Origin of the sequence: Bdellovibrio sp. ZAP7 (assembly GCF_006874645.1) — a bacterium.
Classification (GTDB): Bacteria; Bdellovibrionota; Bdellovibrionia; order Bdellovibrionales; family Bdellovibrionaceae; genus Bdellovibrio.
Genome location: NZ_CP030082.1, coordinates 3,671,627 through 3,685,857, shown reverse-complemented (window position 1 = coordinate 3,685,857; position 14,231 = coordinate 3,671,627). Strand labels below are relative to the sequence as shown.

Annotated in this window: 12 protein-coding genes; 5 read left to right on the top strand and 7 right to left on the bottom strand. The window is 47.1% G+C overall.

Translation table 11 applies throughout. The annotated features are described in order from the left end of the window. Positions 1-3 precede the first annotated feature (3 nt). From DOM22_RS17615 to DOM22_RS17605, 3 genes are read right to left on the bottom strand one after another with little or no spacing between them, the layout of a single operon-like run. The gene (locus DOM22_RS17615) at positions 4-1,287 is read right to left on the bottom strand and encodes a glutamate-1-semialdehyde 2,1-aminomutase (protein ID WP_142701626.1); all 1,284 of its coding nucleotides are present in this window, start codon (positions 1,285-1,287) and stop codon (positions 4-6) included. After that, on the bottom strand, positions 1,275-2,783 hold the full coding sequence (gene hemC, locus DOM22_RS17610) for a hydroxymethylbilane synthase (protein ID WP_142701625.1): 1,509 nt from the start codon (positions 2,781-2,783) through the stop codon (positions 1,275-1,277). Before hemC ends, DOM22_RS17615 begins: the two co-directional genes overlap by 13 nt. Further along, complete coding sequence (locus DOM22_RS17605) at positions 2,774-3,673, bottom strand: hypothetical protein (protein ID WP_142701624.1); 900 nt, start codon at positions 3,671-3,673, stop codon at positions 2,774-2,776. The genes hemC and DOM22_RS17605 overlap by 10 nt, the downstream gene beginning before the upstream one ends. Positions 3,674-3,781: 108 nt before the next feature. On the opposite strand from DOM22_RS17605, the gene hemB reads away from it, so the two are divergent. From hemB to DOM22_RS17590, 3 genes are all read left to right on the top strand, one after another. Beyond that, the gene (hemB, locus tag DOM22_RS17600) at positions 3,782-4,765 is read left to right on the top strand and encodes a porphobilinogen synthase (RefSeq protein WP_142701623.1); all 984 of its coding nucleotides are present in this window, start codon (positions 3,782-3,784) and stop codon (positions 4,763-4,765) included. A 143-nt stretch (positions 4,766-4,908) separates the two neighbouring features. Further along, positions 4,909-6,324, top strand: a complete 1,416-nt coding sequence (locus tag DOM22_RS17595; protein WP_142701622.1) for a hypothetical protein — start codon at positions 4,909-4,911, stop codon at positions 6,322-6,324. A 152-nt stretch (positions 6,325-6,476) separates the two neighbouring features. Beyond that, positions 6,477-6,863 carry a hypothetical protein gene (locus DOM22_RS17590; RefSeq protein ID WP_142701621.1) on the top strand — a complete coding sequence of 129 codons (387 nt, stop codon included), beginning with the start codon at positions 6,477-6,479 and terminating at the stop codon, positions 6,861-6,863. 75 nt (positions 6,864-6,938) lie between these two features. On the opposite strand, the gene DOM22_RS17585 is transcribed toward DOM22_RS17590, so the two are convergent. The 3 genes from DOM22_RS17585 to DOM22_RS17575 are packed head-to-tail and all read right to left on the bottom strand — an operon-like array spanning position 6,939 to position 9,942. Further along, entirely contained in the window at positions 6,939-7,499 is a 561-nt protein-coding gene (locus tag DOM22_RS17585; protein WP_168196691.1) for a hypothetical protein, read from the bottom strand. A gap of 47 nt (positions 7,500-7,546) precedes the next feature. Beyond that, positions 7,547-8,935: a hypothetical protein gene (locus DOM22_RS17580; protein ID WP_246845737.1), complete on the bottom strand. Its 1,389-nt coding sequence runs from the start codon at positions 8,933-8,935 to the stop codon at positions 7,547-7,549. A gap of 11 nt (positions 8,936-8,946) precedes the next feature. Continuing rightward, positions 8,947-9,942, bottom strand: coding sequence for an A/G-specific adenine glycosylase (locus DOM22_RS17575; protein WP_142701619.1), 996 nt, complete (start codon positions 9,940-9,942; stop codon positions 8,947-8,949). 39 nt (positions 9,943-9,981) lie between these two features. On the opposite strand from DOM22_RS17575, the gene speB reads away from it, so the two are divergent. Next, positions 9,982-10,914 carry an agmatinase gene (gene speB / locus DOM22_RS17570; RefSeq protein WP_142701618.1) on the top strand — a complete coding sequence of 311 codons (933 nt, stop codon included), beginning with the start codon at positions 9,982-9,984 and terminating at the stop codon, positions 10,912-10,914. A gap of 296 nt (positions 10,915-11,210) precedes the next feature. Then, positions 11,211-11,762: a transposase gene (locus tag DOM22_RS17565; protein WP_142701617.1), complete on the top strand. Its 552-nt coding sequence runs from the start codon at positions 11,211-11,213 to the stop codon at positions 11,760-11,762. Positions 11,763-11,906: 144 nt separating this feature from the next. Here DOM22_RS17565 and DOM22_RS17560 read toward each other — a convergent pair whose 3' ends face one another. Beyond that, positions 11,907-14,114 carry a phosphatidylserine/phosphatidylglycerophosphate/cardiolipin synthase family protein gene (locus tag DOM22_RS17560; RefSeq protein ID WP_246845736.1) on the bottom strand — a complete coding sequence of 736 codons (2,208 nt, stop codon included), beginning with the start codon at positions 14,112-14,114 and terminating at the stop codon, positions 11,907-11,909. Positions 14,115-14,231 lie beyond the last annotated feature (117 nt).

Here is a 14,231-nt window from a genome sequence, read left to right as displayed (position 1 = left end):
CGATTACTCCGCAGAATTTACGATGATGTTTGCAGCTTCTGCCAACAATTCATCTGTGTGAGCCATAGAAACGAAACCTACTTCGTAAGCATTTGGTGCCAGGTAGACACCTTTGTCCAAAGCTTTCAGGAACAAACCTTTGAAGGTCGCACCTTGGTTCGCTGGGATTTGTTCGATGGTACGGATTGGTTTGCCGCTAGTGTCGCCGTGGATCCAGAACAACGAGGAGTGCTGTTCAACTTTCAACGGCAAACCTTTTTTGGAAAAACCATCACGCAAAGCTTGAACGAATTTTTGAGTGCGTTTTTCAAGAACATTCCAGCCATCAAGTCTTTGCATCTTTTTAAGAGTCACAAGACCCGCGCGCATACCGATGGGATTCGCTGACAAAGTTCCTGCTTGGTAAACATCGCCGCTTGGAGCAACCATGTTCATAAGTTCCGCGCGACCACCATAGCAACCCACTGGGAAGCCACCACCGATGATTTTACCGTAGGTTACAAGGTCTGGAGTGATACCTGTTTTTTCAACCATGCCGGCTAGGCCCACACGGAAACCAGAGATCACTTCGTCAAAGATCAACAAAGAACCGTTCTTTTTGCAAAGATCAGCGACTTTTTGAAGGAATTCTTGTCGTTGGATCAAAAGACCATAGTTCGCTGGAAGTGGTTCGATGATCACGGCAGCGATGTCTTTACCTTGAGCCGCAAAGACTTCAGCCAGTTTCGCTTCGTCATCCAACGGAGCAACGACAGTTGTAGCAGCTACTTCCGCAGAAATACCTGCAGATGAAGAAGCCGCAGCACCAGCCAAGCCGGAACCCGCTTTAACCAGCAAGTTATCAACGTGACCATGGTAGCAACCTTCGAATTTCAAGATTTTGCTACGGCCAGTTGCTGCACGCGCTACACGTAATGCAGACATGACCGCTTCAGTTCCAGAAGATACGAAGCGAAGTTTTTGCATGAATGGCAAAGTTGAAGTGATCCACTCAGCCAGTTCCAAAGAATAGATTTCAGTGGCGCCGAAAGTCCAAGCCGTATCCACCATGCGGTGAACTTCTTCAGCAACTTCAGCATCACGGTGACCCAGGATCAAAGGGCCGAAGCTTTGGCAGAAGTCGATGTACTTTTTGTCTTCAACAGAAGTCAGAAAAGCGCCTTCAGCTTGCTTAAAGAAAACAGGAGCACGGTCCAAGCCTTTGAAAGAACGAACTGGGGAGTGAACTCCGCCTGGTGCGACTTTAAGAGCGCGTTGGAATAGTTCTTCAGAAGTTACTTTGTGCATTGCTGTCTCCAGTTTTCTTGATCCAAATAGATATTTAATTTTGATTCTTCAAATGTGCCTTGTTCTTGCAGATACTGGCGAATGATTTTGAAAGTGTTGCCAGGACCACATGCGTGGTGTTTGCCAAGAACTTCAGGGTTTTTCTTAGCCGTATCCAAGAACTGACTGCCGCTGCTCCAGAAGAAGCATTCCTTGCCAGTCACAGGTGTTGCGTTGTTTTGCTCACCCAGTGTGTAAGTCGCAACCAATGGCATTTGGCGTGCGCCTTCTTCGTAACCTGTGTCGTGAGTTAATTTTGCCCAAGACAAAGATTTGCCCGCTAAAATATCGATGCGGGATTCTTCTTGTTCGCCCAAACCTTCAGAGCAACCGTGCACCCAAACACCTTTTTGAGCCATAGCTTTCCAAGTGCGAGTTCCGGCCGTCCAAATGAATTGATCGAATTTCAATGATTCTGGCCAAGATTCAGAACGGGAAACATACAAAGCGTTTGTTCCCGACGGAATCTTCCAGTCGTTTAATACTTTTCTTTCCGCGCGAACCTCGGAAGACCACATTTGATCTGCAGCAAATTTCGGAGAAACCACAGAAGGTTTCAACTCGCGTTTATCCAAAACAGTTCCACCGTCAGTCAGACCTTTTAGGATCGTGATTTCGCCGTAAGGACGAGACAACACAGCAACACCGATTTTTTGATGGCAACCGCCGCCAAAGCTCGCCAGGATATCACGCTCTTTTTGAGCGCACTGGAATGTTGTTGGGTTGTCGATTTTAGCAAGCAAAGCTTTCAAGTCAGCACGGTCGGCTTTGATTTCAACCGCTAATGCACCTTGAGCTGCGGCATTCGGATTGATGCTCAAAGGAAGAGCTGCAAATTCAACTTGATCCAGGTATGAACGTAGCAAAGTCTGAACTTCTTTGAATTCTGGTTCTTTCGCTGTCAACAAACGGTCCAAGGCTGCTTTCGCAACGATCAAACCATCTGTTTCAGTCGCTTCTAAAAGTTTGCGGATACGTGTCGGGATATTTCCACGAACGCTTTCAAACTTGACCGATTCCAAATTGAACGGAAGATGCTCTTTAAAGAAATTTGTCAGATTGTATTCACGACGAGGCGAAGAACTGAACACGTTCATTTTTTTTGTCGTGCGCAGTTTTTCGAAGTGAGATTTTTTAACCAACAACAAGTCACGTTGATCGGCGCGAGGAAGTGTCGCCGCAATCACAGTCTCTGTTTTAGTTTCTGTTGGAAGATCTTTCCAGGAGTGAACCACCATATCGGTTTCGCCCTTGATCAACTCGCCAAAGAAGTCTTCAGTGAAAACGCCTTTTTCAGGAATTTGCCACAGCGGAGTTGTCAGGTTGATATCACCCAGGGATTCTTTGAACTTGAATTCGATTTCCAGTCCCGGATTTTTTTCTTTTAGAATTTCGCCAACCATATAGGCCTGGAGGCGGGCCAAATCACTTTTTCTCGCGGAAATCTTTAAGCGCATATATCGTCCCACCCAAGTGGACGAAGCTCCGTTCTTTGCGCGAAGGCCAAGGCTTTTTCAAACAAGAACTCGCGGATTTGCTCGATCTTTGTTTGTCGGTCCTTTTTGGTCTCTTCGATTTCGGCAAAGAACTGTTGAAGGGTCATGAGAGTCACGTGAGGGAACTGACTCGCGATCATTGCTGAAAGATTGTTTTCTTCGCCGCGCAGATCGTAAATTACATGAGGACGGGTATCCTGCTTGCTGATCAATTCCAAGATGCGTGCATCAGACAGAGGCGCAGCAATAACCATCGCCTCTCCATGAACGTAAGCTTCGTTGTAGTTAGAAATAGTCAAATTATCGTATTTCTCTGCGAAGCTGCGCATCTTTGTGCATTCACGGCAAAGAACTTGAACGGATTTTTTGTGTGCCAGCCACGGAAGAATTTCTTGCGCCAGTTGTCCGGATCCGCAAAGAGTCACGGAATCCATATCCTTGGAGTAGCGGCGCAGAAGGCTGCCATAACTTTGTGAACCAATTCCCACCAAGTGTTCCGCGCGCGTGCGTTTCACTTCTTGCATGACGAAGTTCAGCCATTTCTGGTTGTCGCCAAACAAAATGTCGCCTGCGGCTTTACGGGATTCGATGAAGTTACGGAATTGACCGAAGACTTCAGTTTCACCCACGATCGGGGAGTGGAGACCACAAAGAATTTCAAGAAGAAGACTGAATGCTTTTTCACCGCGAAGAATTTGATCGTCGGCTTCCAAAACATCTAGCATTGAATTTACTTCGTCTTCACGGCAAAATAAAATCTGGCGAAGACATGTCTTCCAAACAGCTGCATCTTGAAGAGACTCAGCAAAGTTTTTACTAGATTTTCTGTGAACGAGAAGTATATCTTCCATCTTGATTATTAGGTTTATCACTAAACTTTCATTAAAGTGTCATTGAAATGTCATTAACGCTGCTTTCCCATAGTGAGACGGCATCTGACATCCGAAGCGAGGTTCTATATGAAGTTGACACAGAGGCCCAGAAGAAACAGACGCACTGAAGCCGTGCGACAAATGGTTGCCGAAACTGATCTCCGCCCATCGCAATTAGTGCTCCCCTTATTCCTGGTTGAAGGCACTGGACAGAAGCAAGAAATTGCCTCAATGACGGGCATTTTCCGTATGAGCCCTGATTTAATTCTAGATGAGGTTGCGAAGGCTGTTTCTTTGGGCGTGAAAAGTTTCGATCTTTTCCCAGCTTTGCCAGAAACCAAAAAAGATCCAACCGGGAAGGAGTCATTGAATCCGAATGGTTTAATGCCCACAACCCTGAAGAAAATTCGCGACAAATTTCCTGATGTGACGCTGATCACAGACGTCGCACTCGATCCCTACTCCTCGGATGGACATGATGGCTTAGTGAAAAACGGTCTCATCTTGAATGACGAAACGGTAGAGATTCTCGCGAAAATGAGCGTGCTGCATGCGAAATCAGGCGCGGATATTGTGTCACCATCTGACATGATGGATGGCAGAGTCGGTGCGATTCGTGAGGCGTTGGATACAGAAGGTTTGATCGATACCGGCATCCTTTCTTACTCGGTAAAATACGCTTCCAGCTTCTATGGTCCATTCCGTGAGGCTTTGGATTCGGCTCCTAAATTCGGCGACAAAAAAACCTATCAAATGGATTTCAGAAACACGCGTGAAGCGATTCGCGAAATCGATTTGGACGTGGCCGAGGGTGCAGACATCGTGATGGTAAAACCTGCGTTGTCATATCTGGATGTGATCGCAAAAGTAAAAGCCCACACGTCCATTCCGGTCGCAGCTTACAACGTGAGTGGTGAGTACGGCTTGATCAAGCACGGCGCAAAAGCAGGCTTGATTGATGAAACCCGCGCGATGGTGGAAACACTTTATTCTATCCGCAGAGCGGGTGCCGACATCATCTTTACATACTTCGCTTTGCCAATGGCCGAGTGGTTACAAAAAAATCGTTAATCTTTTGATCATCACTGCCCGCCTTGTGTTCGAGGCGGGTGTCTCATTCTGAATCAGTCCTTGTTTCCCAGCGAAAAGCCGCAAGTTTCATTCGGAACCTGCCGAAAAGTCTAGTAGGGAATGTTTTAACCAAGGACTGCCAAATGAAGCATGTTAATAAGATATTGGCCGTGGGCCTGCTCGTTATTGCCTTTCAAAACTGTGCTCCTAATAATGCCTCATTCACAAAATCCGAATTAGCGTCATCGCAAACAGCTCCTGAAGAGGAAGCGGTTCCAAATTGCTTTGGTCGCACGGAAGGTACGACTTGGTGGGTTCCATCTAATGAAGCCATTGTCGAAAACGGCATTTGTGAATTTGGGGGAGATCTAAAATATTCCTATCAAAAAAATATTGAACTGATTTGTACAAACGGAAATGCGGTACCAACGGGTAACTCGCAAAAAGGCGCTTTGGTTTCTACGGCAGGCGCATGTTTGCCAGCTAATTGTAATGGTAAACCAGCGGGAAGCACTTGGTCTGTTCCGAATGGCACGGTGTCTGAACCGCAAAGCTGTCCTTCTTCATCTGTGACCGTGAATGCGATTTACAATAAGAACGACAACTATGTTTGCCTGGGTGGCAAAGAAAGTTACGTGAATTCTGAAAAAGGCAGTTACATCGGTTTGGATAAAGCCTGTCCTGCTCCGGACTTAACAGCAGCTTTCTCGAGTGAAAAAGTGGCGATCAATGGTACGGCTGGTTTGATCACCCAAGGTATCAACGTCAGCACGATGGCATACTCTTGCTCTGATGGTCAGTCAGGTATGTTGCCAGTGGCACAAACTTCGACTTCGATTAAAGTGACTCAAGATCTGGCTTGTACGGTGAAAGGTACGAACTCTGCCGGAGTTTCAGTGAGTAAAACGGCTTCGATTTCTGTGACTTGCGGAAGCAATGAAGTGAAATCGGGTGGTAAATGTATCGTGTACGCTTGTAAATCTTTTGTGGAAATCAAATCTTTCCCAGTGGTGATTCCAGAGCGTACGGTGGATGGCGTTTGTTATTACGCGAAGTTGTTCGATAAGATTGCGACGGGCCCTTCTTCGGGATCGCGTTTATCGAATGTTGTGGCTCGTGACCACAGCTCGGCAAATGGTGGTCCAAGCAATTTGGCTGTGACGAATGTAGCTGCTCCTTATGTCTTGGGTGCTTTCACTAATAAAGTGACTTTGAATGGCGAGCGCTCTGTGAAGTTGTCAGGTTCATCTCAAGCATTGACTTCGATTCTGGTTGATAACTTTGTCTTGATGGGAAGTCGTCTGGCTTCATCAACGGCCCCGATTTCAAATTACCGCGCATTCGGTTCGGGTGACTCTGCCATCGGAACAACTGGTAAAATCAAAGTGAACAACGCCGACGTGTCCTTGCAAGCTTTCGAGTCGGGCGGGACCGCGACAATCGGTACTCTGTTGCTGACAAGTGATTTCAGTGTCGGCAAGCAGTACGAGCTCAATGTAAACGCTCTGGATTGTGGTGGTTCAAAAGCCATGTCCGAGATTTACCTAGTGTTCCAATAGGTACGGCCTTACGTGAAAAGGTACGGACTTACCTGCGGAAGTAAGGAAGTACCTTTTCGAAGTATGTCGTCATCGGCCGAGTAACCCAACTTTTCGTTTTCATCAAAACCTCTTTGTTTGACACAAAGAGGTTTTGTCGTTTTGATCGAAGCATGAAAACGATTATCTGCTCTTTGCTGGCATCTTTGGTTTTATCATCTGTAGCTCAAGCTGAAGTTTCTGATCAGTACAATGCTGTTCGCTGCCGTACTCCCGATAAATCCATCCAGATTCATTTTGCGGTAACGAAGAACCAACCCATTGCTTTGTATTGGATCGAAAATGACCGAGTCACGGTACTTTCCAATCGTGTCGAAGAATTTCAACAAGTCGCTGTCGGCTTGGATGGCGATATGAAATACGTTTTGAATTTCGGTCAAGGATTTTACCGCGAGATCATTCAATCCACAGGCCGCGTAACGAAAGATATTCGTGGATTGAACTGCGTGTATTGCCCGGTCGAGATGGATTACTGTCCCGGGCAGTTCGATCACAACTAGGAACGATAACTTGTGCAATGCGGAACCGCAGCGGTTCTGTACTGCGCAAATTTCATTGTACTAAAATTTATAGAATTATTTTTTAAGAGAGGGCTTTTCTTCGGGAACTACCCAAGAGAATGTCTTGATGATCTGATTGCACTCTTTCAGTGACTTGCTGAAAGTGTCTTTGTTGTCTAAACAAGTCATGATCGCCACTTTGTCTTCGTTTTTCAAAACGACTTGGCGGATCTGTTTGTTTTTGGATCTGGAAAGCATGTCTACGATCAAGGCCGGACTGCCATTCAAATTGAATTGTTTCGTCGCCAAAACTTCAAAGCCATAGCTTGGGTAATCACGCATCCATTTGCGAGTGTAAAGTTCCAAAGAAGCGTTTTTAGAAACACGATCCGTGCGCACACTTAATGAAGCAGCATCGGGTGCTGTTTTATCTGCGAAGCGAACAGTGTCGAGAAGGCTGTCCTCAGAAGTCGCAATCGGCGTCCAAGTGCTGCCATCTGTTTTAACGGTGAAGCCCTTGTGCAAGAAATAAAGACCCTTTTCTGGCGCTGTCAGCGCAGAAGTGCTTGTCGCAGGGTAAGGTGCTGCGAAGCTTGTCAGGGGGCTTAATAAAAGAAGAGCTAACCACGTTCTCACCCTTTCAGGTTACCAAGGGTGATCTAGCCCAGCAAGAGCAAAGGTCTTTATTTCACGGGTGTAGGCGAAGCTGCGGGTGTTTCAGCAGGAACTGGACTCGTTGCAGGTGTCATCGGCGCCGCAGCTGCCGGATTTTGCACTGGCTTTGTAGCATTTGCAGGTGTTGCTGGCGCAGCTAACTGCGATGAAGCAGGGGCTGTAAACGCTGGGTTCGAAGTCGTAGGAGTGGTGGCTTCTGTGGGAGCGGGAACTCCATCCGCCGGAGCTGGAATTATTTTTCTTTCCGGGAGTGGGTTTGCAGGTTCCTGAACCGGTGTTGGTTTTGGAATTGGCTGACGTTTCGCACGACGAGTGGGTTTGACTGCTGCAGGTGCAACTACAGTCGCGGCGGCCGAGCTTTCAGATGCCGTTACTCCATTCGCAGAAGCAGGTGTTTCAATTTTTGTCGCCGTAGGGTCCACCAAGCAAGGTCCCATATCATCTGGCAAAGCCACAATGTAGATTTGCTTTTTATCCTGGAAGGTTCTGGTGAATGCCACACGTTCGTTGGATTCATTGGAAACGGCAGGGTACATCAAAGAGTCTGTGCCTTTGAAAACGACCTGCGTGCATTTCGTTTCCAAATTGTAGACTTCGATTTGATTCTTTTTCTCGCCTTTTCTTAAAATGCTATAGAACAAACGTGCCGGCGGGCGCGGAGCAAAGAATAAATCGCGATACTGTCCTTCATCGGATTTTAGAAGCGCCGTTTGTTTGGTGCGAATATCTACCAATTGCAAACTTTGTTGCTTGGTTTCTAAATTTGTCTCAATAAAAGCTACACGGGATTTCTCGGGAGAAAGTGTCGGCGAGCGACGATCTTTTCCCGTTTCTGCTGCCAGCAACGAAACAAAACCAGATTTCAAATCGGACTGATAAATACCCGTCACGTCACCGCGACGGGAAGTGAAGATCACCGAAGGCTTGGTTGGGTGAGGCATCAAGAACGCCTCGCCATCGTAGCCAGGTTGATTTGTGACTCGTAAAATATCAGAGCCAAAGCGATCGCTCATATAAATATCAGCTGGCGGAAACTCTTTGCTGGGATTTCTGTTCAAGAACGGACTCTCTTTAATCTCATCCGTTGTGCTCGAGTAAATCATTTCCATCTCGCTGATATAGTTCGCATCGAAAGCATCGCCATCCTGAAATGTCACACGACGTTCTTTGTTGCGAATCAGATCGGTTTCATACAGCTGGAGATTTTTTTGGTTGCCGCGACCACGGCTGGCGTAAATCAGACGATTGCCATTGGCAGAAAAGCGGGGACGTTCGTTATCACCTTGGAAGGTGATTTGCTTGATGTCTTTTTGAAGCAGGAAGTCCGTGGTCAAAAGATCTTTCGTTGGGCTGTGTGTGCATCCAGTTAGGATGCTGCCCAAAATAAAGATCTTCATACACGTTTGCTTCATATTTCTACCTTGTGAAGTACTTTTTGTAACAGTGAGGAGGGATTGACCTTCTTCAGATTTTTCAACTCAACCCACTGGATGTTTCGGTCATTCACGCTCTTTCTTTGAGCGATTTTTATGAAGATATCATGATGTGTGATGTTGTGTTTAGCATCATAGTCTTTGGGCTTGTCATCATTTTGAGAAATCGTTCCTGGAAATATCATTTGCCCTTTAAGGAACGGAGCATAGTCGTTCGCTATCAATGCGACTTTATTGTTCTTGATTGAAACAATCGGATTCCAGACCCAGACTTCACTCTGCTTACGTGGCTTTTTCAGAGGTAATTTGTCCACCATGTTTTTTTCGCGTGCAACACAGTCCGTGGACCAAGGACACATCAAGCACAAGACTTTTTGTGGAGTGCAAACCGTTGCTCCCAATTCCATGAGTCCTTGATTGACGGAGTCAGAATTTCCAAACGAAGACAAGATATCAGAAAGATCCTGCAATTGTTGGCGGGCTTTTCCATTCCACCACTCCAACTTCAAACCATAGCGACGTGAAAGAACGCGGATCACGTTGCCATCCAGAACACCTACTTTTTCGCCAAAGGCGATACTCGCCACTGCGCGGGAAGTGTAGGGACCAAATCCAGGAAGTTCTAACAGTTCTGCGGCCGTTTTTGGAAATCCATTTTCGGCCAAAGCTTTTGCCGCCTTATGAAGATTGCGGGCGCGGGAATAGTAGCCTAGACCAGCCCAGGCTTCTAAAACGTCATGCTCTGGAGCTGAGGCCAGGTCCTGAACCGTGGGGAAGTTTTTAAGAAATTTCTCGAAATAGGGAATGACTGCAACGACTGTCGTCTGTTGGAGCATGACTTCCGAAAGCCAAATACGATAGGGATCTTTACTCTCACGCCATGGGAGACTGCGGCGATTCTTTTTGTACCACTGGATCAAACTTTTTTGGTCGCGTTGATAGTCGAGTTTCTGATCGTATTTTGAGCTCATCCGCGGTAATCTAGTCGGGAGATAATTGAGGAGTCAATAATGGAATACAAACCTCTGAGCGGACGTGAGTTCCCCCGATTTTCTGCGATTAAAACATTCTTCAGACTGCCTTATGTGGCAATTGACGCGGACTATGAAGTCGGAATCTTTGGTATTCCCTATGACGGCGGGGTTTCCTATCGTCCCGGTGCTCGTTTTGCTCCGACGAAAGTGAGAGAGGTTTCTGCTTTGGGTCGTGGTTTTCACATGACTCGCATGGAAAATTTCTTTGAAAAATTGAAGGTCGCTGATATCGGCGATTGCCCTACGGTTCCTATTGATCAAGGTCAAACTTACGAGCGCATTGAAAAGTTTGTGGGTGAGATTCTGTCGCATAATAAAAGGTTTGTTTCGGTTGGCGGAGATCACTCGACTACGCTTCCGGTGTTGCGCGCTTTAAGAAAAAAATACGGCAAGCCTTTGGCGTTCATTCATTTTGATGCGCATTTGGATACTTATCCAGCGGCGTGGGGTTGTGAATACCATCATGGAGCTTTTGCTCGCCATGCCGTGGAAGAGGGATTGGTCGATCCCAAGAAAATGGTCCAAATCGGAATCCGTGGTCCTTTGGCCGCAGGTGGAGATTTAGATTTCGTAAATAAACACGGCATTCGCGTGATTACTGTCGACGAAATCCGCAATCAAAACATCAACGACTTTTTAAAAACTTTGCCGACGTTCGACGATACTCCGACATATATCAGTTACGACATCGACAACCTGGATCCAAGCTGTGCTCCAGGTACCGGCACGCCAGTCCCAGGCGGATTGACGACGTACGAAGTGCAACGCATCTTCCGCGCCTTCAAAATTCCAAACTTGGTGGGTTGTGACGTGGTGGAGATCTCTCCGCCGTTCGATCATGGCGACATCACCGCATTGGCAGGGATGGACGCAATGTTCGAAATGCTCCACTTATTCAAAACGAAATAGTTTTTCGAGAAAAAACCCCAGCACCCCTGGGGTTTTGTTTTTCCGTCCACCCACCCAAGCTCCCTAGGACTTTCTTTTCCGCTTTCACCTTCTCCTTTACCTTTACCTTGTCGCGACCCAACTCCCGGGTCGTTTGGGGTATCGGTCATCTCAGTTTTTTGGTCATTCAATCCTCAGTTCGGACAAGCTTGATCCCTGATTCAAAATCTTTCGTACTTCGCCCTCCCTCTCAAATTGCATCTCCCATTCTTCGTTCGCGGGGTATCGGTCAACCGACTTTCCCAGAGGAGTTACGAATGAAGCAGCAAACTTTTTCCCAGTTAAACACCCATTGGCGGCATCGGTATTCTTACGGTGGTAATTTACGAAAGTCCTCGAAAGGCAGGGGAGCGAGACCGTTATCGTCAACCGATCCTATTCATTTGGTTTTTAAAGTTAATAAAGGTGCTGTCCGTGCCGGACTTCGCAGTCCTCGGACTTTTAATTTATTGCGGGCACTGTTGAGAAAGTATTCGCGGAAGTTTTTCGTGCGGGTTGAGCAGGTTTCTATTCAAACGGATCATATCCATCTTTTGGTGCGAGGTGGTCGCAGATCGGCGATGCAAAGTTTCTTGCGGGTTGTGGCGGGGCAGTTTGCTCAGTGCTTGACCGATACCTTCACGCAGAAGCATGAGGGCGAGAAAGTTTGGAAACATCGTCCATTTTCCCGGGTTATCAAAGGTTATAAGCCTTATCGAGTTGTGCGCGATTATATTCAATTGAATGAGCTCGAGGCGGCGGGACGACCGTATTCTAAAACGCGACTGCGGGGATTGTCCGAGGAGCAGTTACGGGAGTTGTGGGCATGACCGATACCCCCGGCAGGAGAGGAGGATAGAGCTGACCGATACCCCAGGATAGGAGCGAGAGTGTTGTGTGACCGATACCCCCGGGGGGATGTTAGGGGTGGGTGTGTGACCGATACCCCCGAGAGGGGCGGGGGCGGGGGAGAGTTAGAAGTAAGAGTCGGCCCAGTCGATGAGGTGGCCACTGATCCAGCCTATTTTTTCTTCGATTGTGATGAGGCGGCTGCGGTTTAGGTAGCTGAAGAATTCTTTGCGCAGATTCATCGCCGTTGGTTCGTGCAGGATCAAGACGCCGCTTTCGGTGTCGTGGATGAAGCTGCGGCGATTTAGATTCACACTGCTGATAAAGCTTAGTTTGCCGTCGATGACCAGGATCTTGGCGTGCATGATCGAATTGGATTCAGTCCACTCATAGATCATGACGTTTTTCAGATGGCGGTTCACGCCTTCTTTGTTCACTTCTTCGGCTATTTGCGGAGTGCCGTCGCCTGCTAAGTGAATACGGGTCACGACTTTAACCGCGACACCACGAGCATGAGCGCGATCCAGGGCCGCGCTGATAGCCACGGAAGGACGGAAGTACGGCGTCGTTAACAGCAATTCCTTTTGAGCAGAATCAATCATCTCGATATAGAAACGCTCGAGCTGATAACCATCAAAGTAAGGCAGTGACATCACATGACGAACCAAGGGCTTTGATTTCGGTAACGCATTTAAGCGAGTCACCAGATCCGAGCTGCCAACCACCGGGATATTCACGTTGGTAGAGCGGAAGCGTTGAGTGGAGGGCTCACGGTTCCAGAAATTCAACATTTGCGCCAGTGTGTGTTTGACGATTTCAGTCCCACGCAGTTCGACTTCAAAGTCGTTATAGTAAATGTAGGGCTCTTCGCCATCGCCATAATTTTTTAAATTCTTATAGGCACGATAGAACGGCGTTTCTGGGAAAATATAAGAATCGCGAATATTACGACCACCCGTAATTAAGAAGTTCGCAGATGGCTGACGGAAAGAATATCCCAACAAGAGCTTCGTGTGATTCACACGGTGCAAACGATCGAACCATGTTCCATCACCATCATCAGTGACAGAATATTTATAGTACTGAACCTTCACGTTCGGAAGGTCACGCATCAACCACGAAACGATCTCGCGATCCTTCTTAGTCATCGTTACTTGCGGAACTAAAATGCGCACTTGCGTGCCTTTTTCCGCGTGATAGCGAATCGCACGGGCTGTGACCATTCCCGAAAAGTCAGCCGAGAAGTTCAAAGAAGACACCCATAAAATATCAAATTGCGGAGCCTTTGCAAAATTCAAAGATGCCATTGGATTCTTGGCATCGAAATCCCGGCGTTGCAACGGAGATCCTGTCAAAGAAATCACCCGACGGTTCATCGCCGCATACGGATCGCGCAGGTTCGTGTATGAATCAAAACTTTCAGGGCAAGTGTCGAAGTTAAAATCCTGCATCCAAAAAAATCCTTCAGGATTTTTGCCAAAGCCACCTGCGATCTGTGGGCACACATCGATTTGCTGAGTCAGCTTCATCCATTCTGGCGAAACATCACGCAGACTGGACAACGGAAATCCATTCGTCCAGGAGGAAGCCTTTTCCGGATCAAAATAGCTGAATCGACATTGAGAAACGTTGGAAGAAAACTTCACAGAAATATTCTGAGTATTCTCGTTCGCATAAAACCATTTGAACTCGTAAATACGAGTGCGCTCTTCGGACAGCCAAAAGTATTTGGCCGGAGCAATGATATCCCCATCACATTCCAAACGAGCCTTCAAATAGCGCTTGTTGATGCGATCGTCTTTGTCTTTCGCAAAGACACCGTTCTCGGTTTTCATTTCATTCTTAAAGCGCAGAGAGTATTCGGCGAAAAAACGATGCTCCAAAGGAAATGGATTTGACGACTTCCCGTTCAAACGGAATTCTTCCAGATCACGAATACTGATGATTTCTTCTTTGGCAAACAAAGGGCGACGAAAGGTACTTTGGAACCAAGGACCGATACCCTGCCAATCCCGGGCTTCGAATTTGAATGCCAAAGCGTCTCGCAAAGACTGTCGCTCATTCTGTAAGCGAACAATCTCTGAGCGGACCTTGGGGTCAGAAATCTTAGAAAGATCAAACAGGGGAGCATTGGAAGTCATAACTTTCGAGGGAGCCACCTGGAAAAGTTTTTGGCTGTAGCGCCAATCGTTGTTCCAATACTGGGAAAGCTCTAAGTCGATTTCCTGAATACGTACGATGCGATCTTCATCCGTCACAACAGAGCTTGGCGTACGTTGCGCGCTGGTGCACGAAAGTAGTCCCAAGACCGTTGAAATGATGAATGAAATCAAAAAAAATCGCATCAAATTCTGATCGGATTTTAAGAGGGAAAGTGAAGTTTTATCGCTCGTCGAACGTCCGGTTTCGCAGGGAAATTTAGTTATAAAAAAAGCGGCGAAGGTGTCTTC